18 protein-coding genes are annotated in these 21,566 nt (G+C 73.0%); 6 read left to right on the top strand and 12 right to left on the bottom strand.

Features of this window, described 5'->3' with window-relative positions:
- A partial coding sequence (locus tag NOD94_RS09275) for a hypothetical protein (protein ID WP_281205290.1) occupies positions 1-233 on the top strand: 233 nt, incomplete at its 5' end.
- A gap of 45 nt (positions 234-278) precedes the next feature.
- On the opposite strand, the gene NOD94_RS09270 is transcribed toward NOD94_RS09275, so the two are convergent.
- Positions 279-1,673 carry a SidA/IucD/PvdA family monooxygenase gene (locus tag NOD94_RS09270; RefSeq protein ID WP_281205289.1) on the bottom strand — a complete coding sequence of 465 codons (1,395 nt, stop codon included), beginning with the start codon at positions 1,671-1,673 and terminating at the stop codon, positions 279-281.
- Positions 1,674-1,957: 284 nt separating this feature from the next.
- Here NOD94_RS09270 and ddaH point away from each other — a divergent pair, with 284 nt between their 5' ends.
- On the top strand, positions 1,958-2,845 hold the full coding sequence (gene ddaH / locus NOD94_RS09265) for a dimethylargininase (protein WP_348652323.1): 888 nt from the start codon (positions 1,958-1,960) through the stop codon (positions 2,843-2,845).
- 74 nt (positions 2,846-2,919) lie between these two features.
- On the opposite strand, the gene NOD94_RS09260 is transcribed toward ddaH, so the two are convergent.
- Together NOD94_RS09260 and NOD94_RS09255 are read right to left on the bottom strand one after the other, a co-directional pair.
- On the bottom strand, positions 2,920-4,044 hold the full coding sequence (locus NOD94_RS09260) for a hypothetical protein (protein WP_281205287.1): 1,125 nt from the start codon (positions 4,042-4,044) through the stop codon (positions 2,920-2,922).
- A 13-nt stretch (positions 4,045-4,057) separates the two neighbouring features.
- Complete coding sequence (locus NOD94_RS09255) at positions 4,058-6,169, bottom strand: hypothetical protein (RefSeq protein WP_281205286.1); 2,112 nt, start codon at positions 6,167-6,169, stop codon at positions 4,058-4,060.
- A 281-nt stretch (positions 6,170-6,450) separates the two neighbouring features.
- Between NOD94_RS09255 and NOD94_RS09250 the strand changes: the two genes are divergently transcribed.
- On the top strand, positions 6,451-8,517 hold the full coding sequence (locus NOD94_RS09250; protein WP_281205285.1) for a discoidin domain-containing protein: 2,067 nt from the start codon (positions 6,451-6,453) through the stop codon (positions 8,515-8,517).
- 87 nt (positions 8,518-8,604) lie between these two features.
- Positions 8,605-9,216 carry a TetR/AcrR family transcriptional regulator gene (locus NOD94_RS09245; protein WP_281205284.1) on the top strand — a complete coding sequence of 204 codons (612 nt, stop codon included), beginning with the start codon at positions 8,605-8,607 and terminating at the stop codon, positions 9,214-9,216.
- A gap of 14 nt (positions 9,217-9,230) precedes the next feature.
- Here NOD94_RS09245 and NOD94_RS09240 read toward each other — a convergent pair whose 3' ends face one another.
- The 4 genes from NOD94_RS09240 to NOD94_RS09225 form a co-directional block, all read right to left on the bottom strand.
- Positions 9,231-9,719 (bottom strand): DUF6328 family protein, encoded by a 489-nt coding sequence (locus tag NOD94_RS09240; protein ID WP_281205282.1) that lies wholly within the window; start codon positions 9,717-9,719, stop codon positions 9,231-9,233.
- 31 nt (positions 9,720-9,750) lie between these two features.
- The gene (locus NOD94_RS09235; RefSeq protein ID WP_281205281.1) at positions 9,751-12,252 is read right to left on the bottom strand and encodes a SpoIIE family protein phosphatase; all 2,502 of its coding nucleotides are present in this window, start codon (positions 12,250-12,252) and stop codon (positions 9,751-9,753) included.
- A gap of 37 nt (positions 12,253-12,289) precedes the next feature.
- Positions 12,290-13,399 carry a glutamate--cysteine ligase gene (locus NOD94_RS09230; protein WP_281205280.1) on the bottom strand — a complete coding sequence of 370 codons (1,110 nt, stop codon included), beginning with the start codon at positions 13,397-13,399 and terminating at the stop codon, positions 12,290-12,292.
- An 84-nt stretch (positions 13,400-13,483) separates the two neighbouring features.
- Positions 13,484-14,890 carry an NADP-dependent succinic semialdehyde dehydrogenase gene (locus tag NOD94_RS09225; RefSeq protein WP_281205279.1) on the bottom strand — a complete coding sequence of 469 codons (1,407 nt, stop codon included), beginning with the start codon at positions 14,888-14,890 and terminating at the stop codon, positions 13,484-13,486.
- A gap of 179 nt (positions 14,891-15,069) precedes the next feature.
- Here NOD94_RS09225 and NOD94_RS09220 point away from each other — a divergent pair, with 179 nt between their 5' ends.
- Positions 15,070-15,249: a CsbD family protein gene (locus tag NOD94_RS09220; protein ID WP_281205278.1), complete on the top strand. Its 180-nt coding sequence runs from the start codon at positions 15,070-15,072 to the stop codon at positions 15,247-15,249.
- A gap of 110 nt (positions 15,250-15,359) precedes the next feature.
- Here the strand turns inward: NOD94_RS09220 and NOD94_RS09215 are convergent, their stop codons facing one another.
- Entirely contained in the window at positions 15,360-16,166 is an 807-nt protein-coding gene (locus tag NOD94_RS09215) for a LysR family substrate-binding domain-containing protein (RefSeq protein ID WP_281205277.1), read from the bottom strand.
- 58 nt (positions 16,167-16,224) lie between these two features.
- On the opposite strand from NOD94_RS09215, the gene NOD94_RS09210 reads away from it, so the two are divergent.
- A complete protein-coding gene (locus tag NOD94_RS09210; protein ID WP_281205276.1) occupies positions 16,225-16,623 on the top strand; it encodes a DUF5997 family protein in 399 nt (132 codons plus the stop codon).
- A 105-nt stretch (positions 16,624-16,728) separates the two neighbouring features.
- Here the strand turns inward: NOD94_RS09210 and NOD94_RS09205 are convergent, their stop codons facing one another.
- Genes NOD94_RS09205 through NOD94_RS09190 form a run of 4 tightly spaced genes read right to left on the bottom strand, consistent with a single transcriptional unit; the run spans position 16,729 to position 21,543 of the window.
- On the bottom strand, positions 16,729-18,192 hold the full coding sequence (locus NOD94_RS09205; RefSeq protein WP_281205275.1) for an ATP-binding cassette domain-containing protein: 1,464 nt from the start codon (positions 18,190-18,192) through the stop codon (positions 16,729-16,731).
- On the bottom strand, positions 18,189-19,043 hold the full coding sequence (locus NOD94_RS09200; protein WP_281205274.1) for an ABC transporter permease subunit: 855 nt from the start codon (positions 19,041-19,043) through the stop codon (positions 18,189-18,191). The genes NOD94_RS09205 and NOD94_RS09200 overlap by 4 nt, the downstream gene beginning before the upstream one ends.
- Positions 19,040-19,987, bottom strand: coding sequence for an ABC transporter permease (locus tag NOD94_RS09195; protein WP_281205273.1), 948 nt, complete (start codon positions 19,985-19,987; stop codon positions 19,040-19,042). The genes NOD94_RS09200 and NOD94_RS09195 overlap by 4 nt, the downstream gene beginning before the upstream one ends.
- On the bottom strand, positions 19,984-21,543 hold the full coding sequence (locus tag NOD94_RS09190) for an ABC transporter substrate-binding protein (RefSeq protein WP_281205272.1): 1,560 nt from the start codon (positions 21,541-21,543) through the stop codon (positions 19,984-19,986). Before NOD94_RS09190 ends, NOD94_RS09195 begins: the two co-directional genes overlap by 4 nt.
- Positions 21,544-21,566: the final 23 nt, after the last annotated feature.

Below are 21,566 nucleotides of genomic sequence, written 5' to 3'. Positions count from 1 at the left end.
CGAGCGCCGGTACGAGTGCGGGCCGCACGCGGCGGCGCGGGGTGCGCGGCAGCCGCGAGGCGGTGCGCAACGTGCGGGTCGACCTCATCGGGATCCTCTCCGTCGTCGGCGGCCGGCCCGCCGGGCGCAGTGCAGTATCCGCGTCGCGCCCGCCCCCGCACCAGCCCGCCCCGACCCCGTCCCGGCGTACCGCCGTCGCGACTACGGCGCGGACTTCGCGGTCGCGGTGGTGACCTCCTTGACGGGACCTCCCCGCCCGGGCCACCGGATCCCGACCGTCACACCGGATCCCGTCCGGGCTCCACGGAGGCGACCTGGAACGCCGCGCCGATCCCGTCGGCGGCCCGACGGGGACCGGGCACCGCCGGACTCCGGACGCCGGCCCGGGTGATGATCGAGTCGAGGATCTCCCCGACCCGCACCGCGGTGTTCGACAGCAGCGCCGAGGTGATGCCGTGGGTGTGCTCGGTGCCGCCCTGGAGGTAGATGCCGCAGCGCAGCGCGGGATCGGTGGTCACCCGGTAGTCCCGCTCCACCCGGACCCGGCCCTGGTCGTCGCGCAGGCAGTGGGCCTCGGCCTCGCCGAGGAGTCCGAGTCCGTCGGCGGACCGGTATCCGGTCGCGTAGACCAGTACGTCGGCGTCCAGTGGCGTCCGGTCCCCGGTGACCAGCGATTCGACCGTGGTGCGGACCTTTTCGGGGGTCTCCACGACGTCGGCGATCCGGGACACCTTGAGGAAGCGCAGCCGCTCGGTGCCGAGGACCTTCTCCTGGTACTGCCGGCGGTAGAGCTCGTCGATCAAATCGACGTCCACGACGGAGTAGTTGGTGTTGCCGTGGTACTCGATCAGCTTGCGCTTGATCGCCTCGGGGGCGGTGAAGTACTCGTCCACCGCGGCCGGGTCGAAGATCCGGTTGGCGAAGCCACTGTCGTCCGCGGGGCTGTACCCGTAGCGGGAGAAGACGGCGCAGACCTCGGCGCGGGGGAAGGCGCGGTGCAGGAAGGCCACGTTCTCCGCGGCGCTCTGACCGGCGCCGACCACGATGAAGCGGGTCGGGTCGGCGTCCTTGAGCCCTTCCACCCGGGTCAGCAGGTCCGAGTTGTGCCAGACCCGCTCCGTGCGCTCGACGCCCCCCGGGAGGTACGGCCGCAGGCCGGTGCCGATGACGAGGTTGCGGGCACGGTGGACGACGCGTTCGGCCCCGGACCGGGCGGTGACGTCCACGTACTCGATCACGCCGTCCCGCACCACGGGCCGCACGTCGACGACCTCGCACCCGTACGAGACCATGTCGTCGACCTTGGCCGCCGCCCACTCGAAGTAGTCGTGGAACTCGACGCGCAGCGGGAACAGGTTCTTGTGGTTGACGAAGTCGATCAGCCGTCCCTTGCTCTTGAGGTAGCAGAGGAAGCTGTATTCGCTGGTCGGGTTGCGCAGGGTCACCAGGTCCTTGAGGAAGGACACCTGCATGGTCGCGTCGTCGATCAACATGCCCCGGTGCCAGCCGAAGTGCGGCTGCCGCTCGAAGAAGTGAGCCGTGACCGCCTCCTGCCGTCCGACGCCTGCGTTGTGCTCGCTGAGCGCTATGGCCATGGCCACGTTGGACGGCCCGAAGCCGATTCCGATGAGGTCGTGGATCACTGGCGCGTCGTCAGGATGAGCCTCTGACATGTCACTCCCAATCGTGCGGGGCAGTCGCTTGCCGAGCATTGGGGAACCTGGGGGCAAGGCACGCCGAAGGAGCGGCGACCGAGCAGAACTTAGGCAAGGCTAACCTGATCTTCGAGTGATTGTCGATGGGCAAATCAGATCGACCGCCGGGCTCGACGAGCCGAACTCCCTTCGATAGGAGCCCTATTGCGAAGCTTAGGTAAGGCTTGCTTTACTGACGCAGGCTTGTGTCCCTGCCCGAACTCGCCCTCCCCCGCGCACAACGCACCCCGGACGGCGACGAGATGTCCGCGACGCCCACTCGCCCTCGATGGGCGGCCCGCACCCCGGCCGCCCTTGACCCCAAGGGAACATCACCCATGCGCACAGCACGGCCTCGGCACTACCTCATGTGCCGGCCCACGTACTTCGACGTGGTCTACTCCATAAACCCCTGGATGGACCCGAAGAAGCCCGTCGACACCCGGCTGGCCATCGCCCAGTGGGAGCAGCTGCGCGAGGTCTACCTGAGCCTCGGCCACACCGTCGACACGATCGAACCGCTGCCCGGCCTCCCCGACATGGTGTTCGCCGCGAACGGAGCCACCGTCATCGACGGCCGCGCGCTCGTCGCGCGGTTCCGGGACGCGGAACGCATCGCCGAGGGCCCCGCTTACCACGACTGGCTGCGCGACAACGGCTTCCCGAACCTGCGCACCTCCGACGTGGTCAACGAGGGCGAGGGCGACTACCTGCTCACCGGCGAGTGGCTGCTCGCCGGCACCGGCTTCCGCAGCGACCCCCGTTCCCACGACGAGGCCCAGGAGTTCTTCGGCCGTCCCGTGATCGGGCTGACGCTCGTCGACCCGGACTACTACCACCTGGACACCGCGCTCACGGTCCTGGACGAGCGAACGATCGCCTACTACCCGGCGGCCTTCTCCCCCGGCAGCCTGGCCGTCCTGCGGCGCCTGTTCCCCGACGCGGTCGTGGCCGACGCCGAGGACGCCGCCGTCTTCGGCCTCAACGCGGCCTCGGACGGATACAACGTCGTACTGCCCCAGAACGCCTCCGGCCTCGCCGAGCAGCTGCGCGAGCGCGGCTTCAACCCGATCGGCGTCGACCTGTCCGAGCTCCTCAAGGCCGGTGGCAGCGTGAAGTGCTGCACCCTGGAGCTCCGCCCGGCCCCGTAGGGCACGGGCTCACATTCCTGCCGGTCCCGCCCGTGGCCCCGGGGTCGGCCGGGTGCCGCGCCGCCGCGCAGACGTCACGTCCTCGCGGCGGCCGGCGACAGCCCCTGGTCGATGTCGTCGGCCGGCATGAAGGCCCGCAGTCCCGCGTGGGTGATCCGGCGTTCCTCCCACAGGACGCGGGCCGACGGGGATCCGGCCGGGCTCCCGTACCAGCGCTGCGTCCAACGGATCCTGGAGGCACGCCGCTCGTCCCGCGGGTCCGTGAGCGTGAACCGCCGCAGCGCCGTCCACGGCAGGCCGGCGGCGAGCCGGGCGAGGCGCGCCGCGGTGTCCTCCAGCGTCCGCGGGTCGACGCCCTCGTTCCCCCTCTCGCAGGCCATCAGCCTGTTGCCGTCGATGAACCACGGGTGGGGGGTGTCGGAGAGGGCGTCGAAGCGCACGGCCGGGAGGCTCAGCAGGAAGTCGGCGAGTTCCTTGTTCTCGGTACGGCGCTCCAGGCGCTCCTCCCCCTCGACGTAGGCCTCCAACGGCCCGCGCCTGCCGTCCCAGGCGTACGCGGAGGACACGTAGGGCAGCGCGTGGGGCAGTTCCACCGACCAGACCGTCATGTAGTCCTTGGAGACCTCCAGCGCGACCGCCGGCTTCATGCAGGTGACGAGGCCTTCGAGGTCGTGGTGGTCGATGACCTCCAGGTCGAACACGGTGACGTCCAGACCCTCCCGCCGCATCCGTACGACGCCCTCCGCGACCAGCTCACCGGCGTGGCGGGCGACGCCCACCAGCTTCTCCAGGTGCGGGGCCTCCTTGACCCGCTCCCCCATCGTCGCGCCGCCCTCCCATTCCTTGCGGTCCTCGGGGATCCGCTGCTCGATCCGGCCGAAGCCGAGGGCGGATTCCGCGCAGGTCTCCTGGTAGGAGTGACCGTTCTCGCGGGCGTACCGCTCGCGCCGCTCCAGCAGCTCGGCGTGGGCCAGGACGGCCTCGGCGCGCTGGACTTCCAGTCCCCGCAGCTCCGCCTTGCGCCGGCGGAAGCCCCACGTCCCGAAGCCGATCAGGATGACGGCCAGCACGATGCCGCCCGCGAGGAAGCCGATGAAGAGCAGGGCTCCGAGGAAGGGCACGGTGACCAGGGCGGCCGTCACGTTCAGCAGGAGCCGGTTGGTCTTGAGCGGATGGTCGGGCAGGGGGAACCGGTGCACGGGCGGCGGCCTTTCAGGGGCGGGGGCGGGATGGTCGGTGGGAAGGCCGACGTGGCGGTCGGTGGTCCGCCGGGCGGATCGGGCGGGCGCTGAGTAGCAGGACGAGGAACGCGGCCATGGCGAGGGTCGCGGGGCCGCCGGGCAGTCCGTTCAGCAGGATCCGGCCGAAACCCGGCACCGGGACGGGCCGGTAGGCGCCGGGCGTCGTACCGCCGAGCCAGACCCCGGAGCCCCCGTCGGTGTCGGCCGTGGCGTGCGCGAGGGCGGTGGCGACCGTGTCGGCCCGTTCGCCGTGGCGGCCCCGGAAGTCGGCCGCGCCGAGCCGCCGGAAGGCGATTCTGGAGAAGTCGACGCCGCCGAAGACGTAGTGGCGCACGTCGGACGTCCCGCCCGTGGCCGCACGGCTGCGCGTCACGTCGAACTCGCCCCGGGTGTAGGACTCCACGTACTGGCGGAACACGTCCTTCGGGTCCCGGGGCCGGCGCGCCGCGAGGTGGGTGAGGTCCTCGCGGTCCACGAGGTCGGCGAAGGGGGCGGGGCCGCGGGCGGCGCGCAGGCGGTACCACTCGGCGGCGACGCGGCTGTGGTAGATCCTGCGCAGGGACGCGTACTCGGGCGCGGTGCGCACCTGCCGCGCCAGTTCGGGCAGGACCGTCCTGCGGAAGACGTCCGCGTTGTGGGCCTCGATCTCGGGTGACTGCTCCCGGCAGGAGGAGGTCACGTCGGCCGCGTTGCGGCCTTCGAGGTACTCGGTCTCCATGCGGACCGACAGCGGGGCGTCGAGGATGTGCAGCGCGTCACCGTCGTCGCGGACGGTGGCCGGGGCGGGCACGATCCACTGGCGGAAGGAGATGCACCTGCCGCGCAGGCTCCCCCAGAAGGCGGGACCGAGGCGGGAGTCCGGGTGGATGAGCCGGCCCACGGTCCTCTTGAGTTCGAGGTCGGCCTCCAACAGGATGCGCCCGGCATCGGTGCGGCCGAGGCCGGGGTCGATGATCCGGTCGGGTTCGACGGGGCTGAGGTTCACGGTCTGCTTGTGCGGGGGCAGCCGCAGCCAGACGAAGAACGCGTCGGAGGCCTCCTGGGCCTCGCGCAGGCCCGCGTCGGGGGTTTCGGGCGGCGGGGCGTCCTCCGGCGCGGCGTCGGCCCGGAAGGCGTAGGCGAGTCCGCGGCCGGCGGCGCCGTCGGAGACGTAGCGCAGTTCCAGGGTGGAGAAGTCGATGCCGCCCTGTTCGGTGCGGGCCTTGGAGAGTTCCTCGTAGAAGCCGCCGGAGGGGGCCTGCGGATCGCACCGGCGGGCGGCGAGGACCTGGCCTGCCGGAGCCGCCGGGCGGCACGGGGGCGCCGCGGCCGGGTCTGCGAGCAGGCGGGGGGCTGCCGCGGCGGGCGCCGCGGAGCCGTCCGCCCCGGCCTCCCCCCTGCCCGCCTCCTCCCGCTGCTCCTCGGCCCCTTCCCGCCTGCCGTTCTTCGCGCCGCGCATCGAGTCGAGGGCGCGGCCCATGTCCTCGCTCGCGCTCGGCTCGCCCTTCCCGCGCCGCTCCGTGCCGTTGCGGGTGACGTAGAAGACGGGGGTGCAGGGCGGGATCCGGGGTGCGCAGGTGGGGCACGGGGAGCGGTCCGAGTAGAGGGCCAGCATCCGGTCGTGCGGGACGGCGTTCTTCGTCAGGAAGTCGAGGATCCGCACCTCGGAGTGGTCGCGCGGTTTCTCCCAGCGCCGTTGCTCCTTGGGCTTCTTCAGGTCCGCCGGGTCGTTCGACTTGGTGACGATCAGGATGCGCTCGACCCCGGGTCGCGGGGCGAGGGCCTTGAGGAGCTCCGGGTCCTCGGCCGCGAGTTCCTTCACGTCCCGGACGGCGGTGCCCTTCCCTCGCGGCCGGATGCCCTCGATGCCGGTGACGTCGACGAAGGCGACGGCGACGTTGCGGCCCTCGTGCCCGCGCGTGTGGGTGAACGTCTTCTCGCGGAACGCGTGGGCGACCCGGCTGAAGGGGTGGTTCGCGTACGTCACCCTCACGGGCGCCGGGCACGGCACGGCGGGGGCCGCCGTGGCCCCGCTGATCAGGGCGAGGATCACGGCGAGTACGAGGGCGCACGCGGTCGGGCGCCGCCCCGGCAGTGGGCGCATGCGGGCAGGCTAGGAGCCGGCGGGCACCCTGCCGGCCTTTCCGGCCATGCTCCGATCATCATCCGATCGGAGCGTGCGGGAAACCCCGGTGGGCCGCCGCGCGGTCATCGCCGGTCGGCGGCGGACGTTTCCGAACCGTTTCCGACGGGTCATCAGGTCATCCGTCCCGGACCCTTGACTCCGCTTGCACCAGGACCGATTCTCGTCGCACCGATTGTGCAGGGCATGACAATTCATGCCGGGATCCGACCGCGCTCCTCCGCCGACCGAAGACATGAGTGATGACCTTGACCCGACAGCCACACCGCAGGCGCAGCCCCCTCACGGTCCTGTCGTTGCTCCTCGCCGTCATGGCCATGGTGCTCGGGCCCGTGCCCAGTTCCTCGGCCGACGCCGGCTGGTGGAACCCGACGGCCCGACCCGCCCCCGACTCCGAGATCAACGTCACCGGCGAACCCTTCAAGGGAACCGACGCGCAGGGCAAGGTCCGCGGCTTCGTCGACGCCCACGACCACCTGATGTCCAACGAGGGCTTCGGAGGCCGACTCATCTGCGGCAAGCCGTTCTCCGACCTCGGGGTCGCCGACGCGCTCAAGGACTGTCCCGAGCACTACCCCGACGGCTCCCTCGCGATCTTCGACTACATCACCAACGGCGGGGACGGCAAGCACGACCCCAACGGCTGGCCCACCTTCAAGGACTGGCCGGCCCACGACTCCCTCACCCACCAGCAGAACTACTACGCCTGGGTCGAGCGGGCCTGGCGCGGCGGCCAGCGGGTGCTGGTCAACGACCTCGTCACCAATGGCGTGATCTGCTCGGTCTACTTCTTCAAGGACCGCGGCTGCGACGAGATGACCGCCATCCGGCTGGAGGCGCAGAAGACCTACGACATGCAGGCCTTCGTCGACAAGATGTACGGCGGCCCGGGCAAGGGCTGGTTCCGCATCGTCACCGACTCCGCGCAGGCCCGCGAGGTCGTCCAGCAGGGCAAACTCGCCGTGGTCCTGGGCGTGGAGACCTCCGAGCCGTTCGGCTGCAAGCAGGTCCTGGACATCGCCCAGTGCAGCAAGGAGGACATCGACCGCGGCCTGGACGAGTTGCACCGACTCGGCGTGCGCAGCATGTTCCTGTGCCACAAGTTCGACAACGCGCTGTGCGGGGTCCGCTTCGACCAGGGTGCCCTCGGCACGGCGATCAACGTGGGCCAGTTCCTGTCCACCGGCACCTTCTGGCAGACGGAGAAGTGCGCCGGCCCCCAGCACGACAACCCCATCGGGCTGGCGGCGGCTCCCGCCGCGCAGAAGGAACTCCCCGCGGGCGTCGCCGTCCCCTCGTACGCGGCCGACGCGCAGTGCAATACGCGCGGGCTCACGGATCTCGGCGAATACGCGCTGCGCGGCATGATGAAACGCAAGATGATGCTGGAGATCGACCACATGAGCGTCAAGGCCGCGGGCCGGGCCTTCGACGTCCTGGAGTCCGAGTCGTACTCCGGAGTGATCTCCTCGCACAGTTGGATGGACCTCGACTGGACGGAGCGGGTCTACAAGCTCGGCGGGTTCGTGGCCCAGTACATGAGTGGCTCCGAGGCGTTCAGCGCCGAGGCCGACCGGACGAAGGCGCTGCGCGACAAGTACGGCGTCGGTTACGGGTACGGCACCGACATGAACGGCGTCGGCGGCTGGCCGGGCCCGCGGGGCGCTGACACGCCCAACCCCGTGCGCTATCCGTTCCGCAGCACCGACGGCGGCTCCGTCATCGACAAGCAGACCACCGGGCAGCGGACCTGGGACCTGAACACGGACGGCGCCGCGCACTACGGCCTGGTCCCCGACTGGATCGAGGACGTCCGCATCGTCGGCGGCCAGGACGTGGTGGACGACCTGTTCAAGGGCGCCGAGTCCTACCTGACCACCTGGGGCAACTCCGAGAAGCACAAGGCCGGGGTGAACCTCGCGGCCGGCTCCGCCGCCGGGGCCTCGACGGCGGAGTGGTGGAACCCGTTCGTGAACTACTCGGCGGGCCAGGCCGTGGACGGCAACACGGGCACCCGCTGGGCGAGCGAGTGGAACGACGACCAGTGGCTGCGCGTCGACCTCGGCTCCACCGGCCGGGTCGGCCGCGTCACCCTCGACTGGGAGCGCGCGTACGGGAAGGCGTACCGCATCGAGGTCTCCACGGACGGGACGAACTGGCAGCAGGTCTGGTCGACGAACGCCGGTGACGGCGGCCTGGACACGGCCCGCTTCTCAGGTGTGGCGGCCCGCCACGTCCGCGTCCAGGGACTCCAACGCGGGACCCAGTGGGGCTACTCCGTGCGTGAGCTCGGCGTCTACAGCAGCTGACGGCGCGGCGCACCGACCAGGACACGGGCCGGCCGGATCCCCTCCGGCCGGCCCGCGCGTCCTGCGAACGAAACGAAGGGAACCACCATGGCCCGGATGCCCTCGGCCGACCGGCGCCGCCAACTGACCGAGGCGGCGATCCGCGCGATGACCCGGGACGGCGTCGCCCGGACCACGACCCGGTCCATCGCGGCGGAGGCGGGGGTGTCGCTGAGCGTCTTCCACTACTGCTTCGACTCCAAGCAGGAGCTGCTGGAATCGGTGATCGAAGCGATCAGCGCGCACTACGTGAGCGTGGTGAAGGAGGCGATCCGGCCGCGGTCCACCCTGCGCGAGACGGTCCGGGCGGGCTTCCAGGCCTATTGGGACCACGTGTCCGAACAGCCCGGCGAGCACATGCTCACCTACGAGCTCACCCAGTACGCCCTGCGCCAGCCGGGGTTCGAGCACCTGGCGCGCCGGCAGTACGAGCTGTACTGCGCCACGTACGAGGAACTCATCGGGCAGCTGCGCGACAGCATGGACCTGGAGCTGCTGGTACCGGAGCCGGTGTTGGCCCGCTACCTGGCCGCCATGACCGACGGGCTGACCCTCAACGTGCTCGTCCTCGGCGACGGGGCGGCGACCAAGGAGATCCTCGACATGATCACCGACCACGTCGCGGGGCTCGCGGTCCCCCGGCCGCAGGGCGGTCCCTGACCCGCCTGGGGCGGTCAGTCGTCCTTGGTGTGGTGGAGGCGCGCCCACATGGGGAGGACGAACCAGCACAGCAGGTACCAGGCGACCACTCCGCCCACCAGCCAGGGTACGAAGGCGTCGTGGGTGGCGACCCGCAGGATCAGGAAGAGCGCGGCCACCAGCGTCGCGAACAGGAGCGCGAGCCCGACGGCGCAGAGGCGGGAGGCCCACGCGACCGCCTGCGGCTTCATGTGGCGGCCCGTGACGATGCGGTGGAAGACGACCGGCGCTATGAGGGCTCCGGTCGCGAGGGAACCGAGGACGACGGTGACGATGTAGAGCGTCTTGTCGGTCTGCGGCAGGCCCTGGAAGTGCGGGGTGAAGACCACGGTCAGCAGGAAGCCGAACAGGATCTGGACGCCCGTCTGGGCCACCCGTATCTCCTGGACCAGCTCCTCCCACTGCCGGTCCGCGCGCTCCGCGGGACTTTCGGTACGGCCGTCGTCGGGGGCGGCTCTTCTCATGGCTCCTCCATCGCTGAGAGTCGGGGGCCGCCTACCCGCAGGGGGCCGGCGCATGCGGGTCCTCGTCGTCGCCGCAGGGGTCCTCCGGGTCCTCCACGGCGGGGACGTGGATGTCCATGACGCAGATGTCGTCCCGGTGCCCCGGACGCAACGCGGCCAGACCGCGCGCCAGGCTCGCTCCGTGCCCCTCGCCGACGAGCCGGCGGGCGGTTCGGGCGAGCCGTGCCAGGCCGATGTCGATGTCCTCCCCCGGTTCCTCGACGAGCCCGTCGGTGTAGAGCAGGAGGTGGTCGTCGGGCCGCAGGTCGAGGGTGCTCTGCTCGTAGGCCGAGCCGAAGTCGGCGCCCAGGAGGGCGCCCACGGGCTGGGGCAGGAAGGAGGCTTCGCCGTCGCGGATCAGCAACGGGGGCAGGTGCCCGGCCCGCACCCAGGTCAGTCGGCGGTCCCAGGGCCGGTAGCGCCCCATGATCATGGTGGCGGTGGCCCCGTGGGTGTCGGTGGACGTGTGGAGGAGGAGGCTGTTGAGCCGGCTCAGCGCGTCTGGCAGCTCCGACCCGGTGACGATCATGCCCTTGGCGGTGAACCTCAGCTGGGCCATCGTTCCGACGGCGTCCAGGCCGTGGCCGGCGACGTCCCCGAGGACGAAGAGGGCACTGTCGTCGGGGAGTCCGATGGCGCTGTACCAGTCGCCGCCGACGTTCACACCGGTGTCGGAGGGCAGGTAGGCGACGTCGACGCACAGCCCGGCCAGTTCGAGGGACTGTTCCTGCAGGGGCAGCAGCGCGTGCTGGAGCCGGGCGGCGAGGATCCGTTCGGCCTGGAGCATGCCGCGCTGGACCAGAACGGCGCGTTCGCTCTCGCGCAGGGCGAGTTCGGCGTCCCGCTGCGCCGAGAGGTCCTGGAAGAATCCGTGCACCTCGACGGGCGTACCGGCCTCGTCGGTGCCGACCTCGGCGACGATCCGCAGGTGACGGATCCCGTCGGCGGTGTCGATGCGGAAGTGCTGGTCGACGGCCCGGCCCTCGCCCAGCAGCCGGCGTACGGCGCCGCCGAGGCGCGGCAGGTCCTCCGGCACGAGGTGCAGGGGGAGTTCCTCCAGGGGCATCGGCCCCGCGGCGGGATCGCGGCCGAAGATGACGTAGACCTGGTCGGACCAGTTGATGACGTTCGTGACGAGGTCCCAGTCCGCCCAGCCGAGGTTCCCCAACCGCTGCATGTCGGCCAGCCTGCGGGCCTCGCGGTCGCTGGTGTCGAGGCGGATCCAGGACACGACCAGCCGGCCGCCCAACCGGGTCGCCCGTACCGCGTACGAGGATTCGCGCGGCAGCCCGGCGGTCACCTCTCGGTAGGTGAAGGACGGGCCGTAGTAGTCGGTTCCCGTGGTCAGCGTGTCCAGGTACCCCTCCCACAGGTCGGTGCCCGCGACCGTGGGGTACGTCTCCAGGACGCTGCGGCCCACGAGCTCCTTGCCGCGGCGACCGGCCACGTCCACCGACGCGGGGGCGGCCGCGTCGATCCGGTAGTCCTCGACCTCGCCCGTCCCGGAGCGCAGCGGGGTGAGGAGGATCGCCGCGCCGGAGAGCGCGTCGAGGATCCTCTGCGCGGCGGCCACGTCCGCCTCTCCCAGCGGGTCGGCGGTGCCCGGCCGCCGCAGGTCGCGCAGCGGGCCCGCGCACATCCGGGCCGCCCGCCGCAGCAGGAGCCGGGTGTCGGGGGTGAAGGGGGCCCGGCGCGTCCGGAAGAAGCCGACGGCCGCGGTCGCGGGGCCCTCCGCGAACACCGGCACCCAGGCACGGGACTGCCAGCGCTCGGGCGGGTCGCCGATGAGCCGGTAGCGCAGGGCGTCGCGCTCCGGGTCCTCCAGCCAGACCGGTTCCCGGCCCGCGAGGGCGACCATGGCGGCGACCCCGCTCAGCGGTGGGACGTGCCGCCACTGCTCGGCCAGGGCCGTGCTGATTCCGGCGGCTCCGGCCAGTTCCAGGCCTCCGGCGGGGGCCGCGGTGTAGATCATCACCGCGGCGATGTCCTCGGCGTCGCCCAGTACCGTCACCAGCAGCTCCGCGACCTCGTCGGCGCCGTGCACCCCGGCCAGCCCCTCGGCGAGCCGGGCGAGCAGGGGACGCCGTTCCCCGGCGGTGCGTCCCGGTCCGGCGGTGCGTCCCGGTCCGGCGAGGTAGCGTCCCGAGTCGAACGGTGACGGGTCCGGCCCCGCCCCGGGCCCTCCCCCGCCGGCTGCTCCGGGTGGTTCGGCGGGGGGCTCCGGGCGGGTGCGCAGGCCGCCGAGGGTGATCCAGCACTCCTCCATCAGGGTCCGTCCGCGCTGTTTCGCGCGCCGCAGCAGCAGGGCGTACGCCGCGTCGGCCGTCACGCCGGCCTGCGCCATGAGCACGCCCTTGGCCCGCTCCAGCACGGCCGCCGTGGAGGCGACCGCTTCCGTGCCCTCCGCCTCGGCCCGCAGTCTCGCCACGATCCTGGCCAGGGCCAGGACCTCGGGAGCGGAGCCGTCGCCGGGAAGCGCGGGATCGCTCTTCATGTTTCGAGGATGGCACGGGGCGGCCGGTATGGGCGGCTCAGCACGGCAGCGGGACGTCCACCGGGGCCACGGCGAGGCGGTCGACGACGGCGGTGAGGCTGCCGGTGCGGGCGAGGACGGCCCGCTGCCGGCTCGCGCCGGTCCCCCGGCGGCGCAGCCCGTCCCACAGGGTCCGTGCCATGTCCAGGTCCCCGGCGGCCGCGAGCCCGGGGGCCGCGCGGTCCATGAGCCGCTCCACGAGCAGTTCGGCGGGCATCCGGCGGCCCGTGCACGGGTCGGCGCCGGGGCCGTCGAGGCCGCTCTGCGCCGCGAGGGCGTGTGCGCCCCACAGCCGGTACGGGGGCGCCTTCGGGGGCGGTACCCCGGCGTCCACGTCCCGCAGGAGGACGGCCGCCAGGCCCCGTACGAGGGCGGCCGTCAGGATCACGGTGTCCAGGTCGGCGTTGACGTCGGAGACCCGGATCTCCAGCGTCGGCACGTGCTCCGAGGGCCGGGCGTACCAGTACAGCATCCGGCGGTCGAGCAGTACTCCGGCGGCGACCAGGCCGTCGACGTGGGCGAGGTAGTGCGCCTCGTCGACCACGGGCGGGGGCCCCACCGTCGGCCAGCAGGAGAAGACGACCGAACGCCAGCTGTCGTGACCGGTGTCCCGGCCCCCCATGAGGGGCGAGTTCCCGGTCAGGGACTGGAGCACGGGCAGCCAGGGCCTCATGTGGCTCGCCAGCGCGAGGGCACGCGGCCGGTCCAGGGTGCCGACGTGGATGTGGCATCCGCAGACGGCCGTGAAACCGTCGATGAGGTACGCGGAGCGGCGGGCCATGCGCAGGTACCGCTCGTCGTCCGTCACCGTCAGGGGCTCCAGGGGGGCGATCACGGGGACTCCCGAAGCCACCAGCAGGCAGCCCGCGGCGCGGGCGGCGCGCGTGGTGGTCTCCCGCAGCTGCGACAGCTGCCCGCGCAGGTCCGCGAAGTCCGCGGTGGGCCGCGTACAGACCTCCACCTGGGCGTCGTAGAACTCGCTCTGGACGAGTTCGCCGAGCTCACGGGCCGCCGTGGCGATCACTTGACGGCCCCGGTTCACCGGGGCCCTGGTGCCCCGGTCCACGAGGAGGTACTCCTCCTCGACTCCCACGGTCGGAACGTCCACGGGATCTCCTTGCCGACTGCGCCGAAGGATCGGACTCGGGCGGCGCCTACCCCCTCGGCGCCGCCGCACCCCCCGTACCGCGGGTCACCCTCCGTCGGGTTCCGCCGCCCGCCAGACGGTGGTGATGTTGCAGAACTCGCGGATGCCGTGCCCGGACAGTTCGCGCCCGTAACCGGACCGCTTGACGCCGCCGAAGGGCAGCGCGGGATGGGAGGCGGTCATGCCGTTGACGAAGACGCCGCCCGCCTCCAGGTCGCGCACGAACCGCTCGAGGTCGGCGTCGTCGCGGGTCCAGACGTTCGAGCTGAGCCCGAAGGGGGTGTGGTTGGCGCGCTCGACGGCCTCGTCGAGGCTACCCACCCGGTAGAGGGTGGCGACCGGCCCGAAGGTCTCCTCCAGGTCGATCCGCATCTCGGCGGTGATGTCGGCGAGGACCGTCGGCTCGTAGAACCAGCCCTCCTCCTGCCCCGGCGGACGACGCCCGCCGCACAGGACGGTGGCGCCGCGGCTCACGGCGTCCTCGACGAGTTCCTCCACGTCCCGGCGTCCGCTCTCGGTGGCCAGCGGTCCTACGTCGGTGGTGTCGAGCATCGGATCGCCGACGACCAGGGCCTTCATGCCGTCCGTGAAGTGCCGGGCGAACGCGTCGTAGACGTCGGTGTGGACGATGAACCGCTTGGCGGCGATGCAGGACTGGCCGTTGTTCTGGACGCGGGCGGTGACGGCGGTGCGGGCGGCGCGGGCGACATCGGCCGAGGGCATCACGACGTACGGGTCGCTGCCGCCGAGTTCCAGGACGGTCTTCTTGACCTCGTCGCCGGCGGCAGCGGCGACGGCGCGGCCGGCGGGTTCGCTGCCGGTCAGGGTGGCCGCGGCGACCCTCGGGTCGCGCAGGACGGCCTCCACGGCTCCCGAGCCGATCAGCAGGGTCTGGAAGCAGCCGCGCGGGAAGCCCGCCCGGTGGAACAGTTCGCCCAGGTAGAGGGCGGTCTGCGGAACGTTCGAGGCGTGTTTGAGCAGGCCCACGTTGCCCGCCATCAGGGCGGGCGCGGCGAACCGCACGACCTGCCACAGCGGGAAGTTCCAGGGCATGACGGCCAGGACCACGCCGACGGGCCGGTAGACGACCCGCACGGACGAGGCTCCCGCGTCGCGCACGTCCGCGTCGGCGGGGTGCTCGTCGGCGAGGAGCCCCTCGGCGTGCGCGGCGTACCAGCGCATCGCCTTGACGCACTTGGCCGCCTCGGCCCGGGCCGCCGCCAGCGGCTTGCCCATCTCGGTGGTCATGGTGCGGGCGACGGCCTCCGCGTCCTCCTCCAGGAGGTCCGCCGCCCGGGACAGCAGCGCGGACCGTTCGGCGAAGGTGGTGCGCCGGTAGGCGGCGGCCGTGCGTGCCGCCTCGGCCAGGCGCTCCTCGATGCCGTCGGCGTCGAGCGGGTCGAAGGTCCGCAGCGTCCGGCCGTTCGTGGGGTTCACGGTGGTGATGCTCATGGTCCGCCCTTCCTCGGAGGGAACCGCCCCATAGACCCTGCCCGCCGGGTCACCGCGGCGCAACGCGAGGGCCGGTACCCGGGTGCTCCTCCGGGCCCGGCGGTGCCACGGATTGCGGGCCGTGCGGGGCCGACGCATGGTGAGGATGCAACGTCCCCCCAGGAAGGAACGACCCCGTCATGGGCAAGGCAAAGGCGAAGGCCAAGCAGGTCAAGGGCAAGATGAAGGAAACCGCGGGCAGCGCGATGGACGACCACCGCATGGAAGCGGAGGGCAGCGCCGAGCGGATGAGCGGCAAGGCCGAGGAGATGGTCGCGAAGGCGACGGACGCGATGAAGAAGTCCAAGGGCCGGCACTGACGGAGGTCCCCGGTGACCGGCGCCCCTCCCGGGGGCGCCGGTCACCGGCATGAGGAGCCCGGCCGCCCGTCGGGGGGTGACTCGGGGGTCGTCGCTCCGGCGGGACCGGACTACGGTCGGCCGCGCGGCTTGCCGCGCTTGGCGGCCTTGGGCGCGGCGGAACCGCCGCGCGGGTTCTTCCCCGTCTGCTTGCCGCCGCCCGATTTGCCGCCCGCCTTCCCGCCGGCCCTCGCGGCCGGGTTCTTGCCCTTGCCGCCGCCGCTCGCGTCGGGGCGCTTGCGCTGCTTGGGCTGCGGCGGCGTCGGCGGCCGGCCGCGCGTGCTGTTCACCGTCCGGCCGCGGACGATGCCGATGAACTCCTCGACCAGGTCGGTGGTCTTCTCCTCCGGCCAGGACAGCGCGATCCGCGACTCCGGGGCGTCCGACACGGGCCGGTAGGTGAGGTCCTTGCGGTGGTGCAGACGGGCCAGGGACTGGGGGACGACGAGGACGCCGATGCCCGCGGCGACCAGTTCGACGGCGTCCGCCGTCGTCTCGGGGCGTTCGAAGGCCGGCTTGCCCGGCAGGGTCTCCCAGCCGAGGACGTCGTCGAGGGGGTGCAGCACGATCTCGTCGGCGAGGTCCCCGGTCGACACCTCCTCCGCCGAGGCCACCAGGTGGTCCTTGGGGATGACGACCACGGTCGTCTCGGTGTACAGCGGGATGGCGCTGAGGTCGGTCCGGTCGACGGGCAGCCGCACGAAGCCCGCGTCGGCACCGCTGCCGCGCAGCAGGTCGAAGGCTTCGGCGGCGGGCACTCCGACGAGGGTCAGGGGGACGTCGGGCAGCCGCTCGTTCCAGATCCGCACCCACTTGGTGGGCGTCACTCCCGGGACATAGGCGAGCCGGAACGAAGGGGAAGTTTCCGAGCCTGTCACCCCGCCAGGTTACCGGTCGTGGTCGGAGGTAGCGCACACGCTCGATACCCTTGACCCCATGACGTCGCACCAGAGCACCCAGACGATGAAGCCCGCCACCGCGGCGAAGAAGCTGGGTGTGTACCTCGAAGCCACCCCCGCCGAGTTCCAGGAGGGTGTGGTTTCGCGCACCGAGCTGAACGCCCTCCAGACCGATCCGCCCGCGTGGCTGGTCGAGCTGCGGCAGAACGGTCCGCACCCCCGCCCGGTGGTCGCGGCGAAGCTCGGCGTCTCCATCGCCGGTCTCGCGCGCGGCGGAGTCACCGAGGCCCTGACCACGGAGCAGATCGACGCCCTGAAGCAGGAGAACCCCGAGTGGCTCCAGAAGGAGCGCACCACCCAGGCGGAGGTCCGCAAGGAGACCGTCCGCATCAAGGAGAAGAAGGCGGAGAAGGCGCAGCGCGCCCAGCAGCAGTAGGCGGCCGGTCGGCGTTCCCGACCCCGCCCCTCCCCCGGTCCCGGCCGACGGTCGTCGCCGGGGGCCGGTTCGGCCGGTGTCCCGGCCCGTCGACCCCGATCGGGGTCACCTGCCGGTGAGCGCCCGGGTGAAGGCGTGCCGGGGGGCGTCGAGCAGACGGTGTGCCGGGCCCTCCTCCACGACGCGTCCCCCGTCCAGCACCGCGATGCGGTCCGCGAGGGCGGCGGCGGCCGCGAGGTCGTGGGTGATCAGGAGCAGGCCGAGTTCACCGCGGTCCCGCCGTGCGGCGAGCACGTCGAGGACGACGCCCCGCGTGACGGGGTCGAGGCCCGAGGTGATCTCGTCGCAGACCAGGACGTCCGGTCGGGCCAGCAGGGTGCGGGCGAGGGCCGCCCGCTGGAGTTCGCCGCCCGAGAGCCCGCCGGGGCGCCGCGCCGCCTGCTCCTCGGTCAGGCCGAGTTCCGCCAGCATCCGCAGCGCCTCCTCCCGTGCCGGGCCCGGGGCCGCCCCGCGCAGGCGTACGGCGGTCCGGGCGACCTGGTCCCGTACGGGCCGGTACTCGTCGAAGGCGGCCTTGGGGTCCTGGAACACGTACTGGACGGCCGCCAGTTCCGTCCGGCTCCGGGATCGCACGCTGCGCGGCAGCGGGGCGCCGCGCCACAGGATCCGGCCGTCGTGCCCGGTGTGCAGCCCGGCCAGGCAGCGTCCCAGGGTGGTCTTCCCGCTGCCGGAGCGGCCGATGAGGGCCAGGCACTCCCCCGCCGCGACCTCCAGCCCGATGCCGTGGAGCGCCGGGGCGGCGCCCCGCCCGGTGCGGTGGGCGGCGGTCAGCTCCCGTGCCTCCAGGCGTACGGGTCCCCGTGTGCGGGCGGCCCGGACGGCGGGCGGCGGCACCCGCAGACGGGACCCGAGCACCTCGGCGGCCGGACCGCGGTCCACGACCCGGCCCCCGCCGAGGACGACGACCTCGTCGGCGAGTTCCCGCACCACGTCCAGGTCGTGGCTGAGCAGGACCACCGCGACGCCCCGCGCGGCGACGGCGGCGAGTTCCGTGACGATGCCCCGCTTGGTGACGGCGTCCTGCCCGGTGGTGGGTTCGTCGGCGACGATCACACGGGCGCCCCGCAGCAGTGCCTGGGCCAGGACGACCCGCTGCTGCTGGCCCCCGGACAGCTGGTGGGGGAAGCGGCGCAGGACGGCCCCGGGATCCGGGATCCGGGCCAGCAGCAGGGCCTCCTCCACCCGGGCGCGGACCTCCCGGCGGCTGCCGCCGCCGAGGGCGGCCACGTCCCGCAGCAACGCACCGGCCCGACGGGCGGGGTTGAGGACGGCCGCGGGGTGCTGGGGCACGTAGCCCACCGCGCTCCCGGCGGTCAGGACGTGCCCGCCGACCCGGGCGCCCGCCGGGTACTCGCCCAGCAGGGCCAGGCCCGTCGTGGTCTTGCCGCTGCCGGAGGGGCCGACGAGGGCGGTGACGCGGCCCGCGCGGGCGCGGACGCACACCCCGTCGACGACGGTCCTGCCCCCGATCTCCACGCGCAGGTCACGTACTTCGGCGACGACGCTCATCGCGGTGTCCCCTTCCGGTCGGCCCGCGCCGGCGGGACGGTGTGCTGCTGTGCGACGTCGAACAGCAGGTTGGTGCCCATGGACAGGGCCGCGACGAGCAGCGCGGGCACCACCACGGGCCACGGCACCAGCAGGAGGCCCGGCCTGTTGCGGTCGACCATGACGGCCCAATCGGCGGTGTCCGGCTGTACTCCGACGCCGAGGAAGGCGGCCGTGGCCACCAGGTACAGGGAGCCGGTGAGCCGGATCCCGACGTCGGCGGCGAGCGTGCGGCGCATGGCGCGGGCCACGTAGCCGACGGCCGTGCGCCACCATGTCTCGCCCTGCGTCCGCAGGGCCTCGACGGCGGGCCGGGCGGCGATGGCCGCGGCCGCCGCGTGGACGACGCGGGTCGCGTCGGGTACGGCGGCCAGCCCGACCAGGACGGTCATTCCGGCCGGCCCGGGCGTGAGGGTGGCCGCGACGAGCAGCACCAGCAGCAGGGAGGGGACGGCGAGCACCACGTCCAGGGGGCGCATCAGCGTCTCCTCCAGCCAGGTGCGGCGGGTGAGGGCCGCGCAGAGCCCGAGCGGGACGGCCACGAGGTAGGCGAGCACGGTGGCCGCCAGGGCGACGAGGACGACGGAGCGGCCGCCGAGGAGGACCTGCCGCCAGGCGTCGCGACCCGCGAAGTCGGTGCCGATCCAGTGGTCCGGCCCGGAGGCGAAGGACACCGTCCGGGTTGCGGCGGGTCCGGCGAACAGCGGTCCGAGGAGGGCGAGCAGCAGGGGAACGGCGACGAGGATCAGGGCGGGGCCGTAGCGTGCGGTCCGGGACCGGTACGACGCGGGGGAAGGCCTGGACCGGTTCACGCGGCGGCCTCCGACCGGGGGGAGAAGCGGCGGGCCACGAGGTCGGCCGCGAGGTTGACCAGGACGGTGACGACTCCGAAGACCACCGCCAGGCCCTGGACGACGGGTACGTCGCGGGCGGCGACGGCCTCGATGAGGACGGTGCCGAGGCCCGGCACGACGAACAGGGCCTCCACGACGATGACCCCGCCGAGCAGCCAGTCGCAGGTCCGGGCGAGTTGTTGGGTGGCGGGGGCGAGGGCGCCGGGCAGGGCGTGGGTCCAGCGGACGCGGGCCTCGCCGACGCCGAGGCGCCTGGCCTGGGCGGCGTAGGGGGAGCCCATCGCGTCGATCATCCCCGCGCGGACCAGCCGGCTGATGGAACACACCGGCCGGGACAGCAGCACGAGGACGGGCAGGACGAGGACGGCGGGTTCGGTGCGCGGGTCCGTGCCGAGGGCGGTGGGCGGCAGCCAGCCGAGCTCGATGCCCAACAGGGCGGCCAGCAGCACCCCGAGGGCGAATTCCGGGACGGCGTGGACGGCGAGGGTGGTGGCGCTGACGGCGCGGTCCAGCGGGCCGCCCTCGCGGCGGGCGCAGAGCACGCCCAGCCCGGTGGCGGCCGGCAGGAGCAGGGTGAGGGTGACGGCGGCGAGGAGCAGGGTGGGGCCGACCCCGTCGGCGAGGTGGGCGGTGACGGGGCGGCCGGTGACCAGGGAGGCGCCGAGGTCGCCGTGGAGCAGGCCGGTGACCCAGTCCAGGAGGCGTTCGGGGGCGGGTCGGTCCAGGCCCATGGCGGTGCGGATCCGGTCGATGCGCAGCGGGTCGGGCTGGTCACCGGCCAGGACCACGGCCGCGTCGCCGGGCAGGGCTTCGGTGAGGGCGAAGACGAACAGGACGACGGCCGCCGTCTGCCCCAGGCCGAGGAGCAGGCGGCGGCCGGCCCAGGACCGGTGGAGGGTCACGCGAGCCAGGTCCTGTCGAAGCGGGCCCAGTCGAGGGTGTTGGCGGGGGCGTCCTTCGCGATGCCGCGGACCTTGGGCGAGGTGGCGACGATCCAGTCGGCGAAGCCCCAGATCAGGAAGCCGCCCTCGTCGTGGAGGCGGCGCTGCATGCGCTCGTGGAGGGCGGTGCGCCGCTGTTCGTCGCGGGTGGATTGGGTCTGCTGGTAGAGGTCGTCGAAGTCCTTGTGCCGCCATTGGGTGGCGTTGGTGGTGGATCCGGTCAGGAGCCGTTGCGAGAGGTGGGATTCGATGGGCATGGCGCCGGACCGGTAGGAGGCGAAGGTTCCGGTGGACAGGATGTCCTTCCAGTACGTGTCCTTGTTGCCGACCTTGATCTCGACGGTGACGCCGGCCCGGGCGGCCTGGTCCTTGAAGATCCCGGCGGCTTCGACGAAGCCGGGGGCGGCCGGGGCGGTGTCGAGGGTGACGCGGAGTCCGTCCGCTCCGGCCTCCTTGAGGAGGGCGCGGGCCCGGTCGAGGTCCTGGGTGCGCTGGGGCAGTGCGGAGGCGTAGTAGCGGCAGCCCTTCCCGAAGAGGTCGTTGCCGATGTCGCCGGCGCCGCCGAGCGCCCCGTCGACGAGTTCGCGGCGGTCGGCGATGAGGAAGAAGGCCTGCCGGACCCGCCGGTCGTCGAAGGGCGGGCGGTCGGTCTTCATGACGAAGCCCTGCATGGCGCTGCCGGGGAGCCGGACGACGTCGATCCGGCCCTTGCCCTCGTGGGTGCGGGCGGTGGCGGGGGCGAGTTCGTGGGCGTAGTCGACCTGTCCGCCGAGGAGCGCGTTCACCCGGGCCGATTCCTCCGCGGCCACCACGAACTCCAGCTCGTCCAGGTGGGGGGCGCCGTCCCAGTAGGCGTCGTTGCGGCGGACGAGGAGGGAGCTGCCGGGCCGGAACGAGACGAAGGCGAAGGGCCCGGATCCGACGGGGCGGTCGAAGGAGGTGGCTCCCTCGGGGACGACGTACGCGCCGAACGCGGCGAGCACGTTGGGGAATTCGGCGTAGGGGCGCTTGAGTCGGAACTCGACGGTGGTCGGGTCGACGGCGCGGCTGGCGGCGAGGTCGATGGGTTCCAGGGAGGCCTTGGCCCGGAAGGTGCCCCGGGGGTCGGCGATCCTGCGGTAGCTGTGGAGGACGTCCGCGGCGGTCACCGGCCTGCCGTCGTGGAAGGTGGCCCGGCGCAGGGTGATCCGCCAGGTGTCGAGGGCTTCGTTGGGCTCCCAGCCCGCGGCGAGGCGGGGAACGGCGGAGAGGTCGGCCCCGAAGTCGGCGAGTTTGTCGAACAGGGCCTTGGCGCGGGCCGCGTCGACGAACAGGTTCGCCGCGTGCGGGTCGAGGGTCTCGGCCGCGCCGCCGCCGGCGAAGGCGGCGCGCAGCCGGCCGCCGCGTCGGGGCGGTCCGGCGGAGCCGTGGGTGTCGGGGGCCGGGGCGCCGGCGCATCCGGTGGCGAGTGCCAGGGCGCCGGCGCCGCCCGCGATCAGGAACCCGCGCCGGGCGAGGCGGTTGAGCTGGTCGTTCATGGGGTGGTGTCTCCGTTGTCGTG

The organism is Streptomyces sp. Isolate_45 (assembly GCF_024721315.2).
Classification (GTDB): Bacteria; Actinomycetota; Actinomycetes; order Streptomycetales; family Streptomycetaceae; genus Streptomyces.
This window is presented reverse-complemented; position numbering and strand designations above follow the sequence as displayed.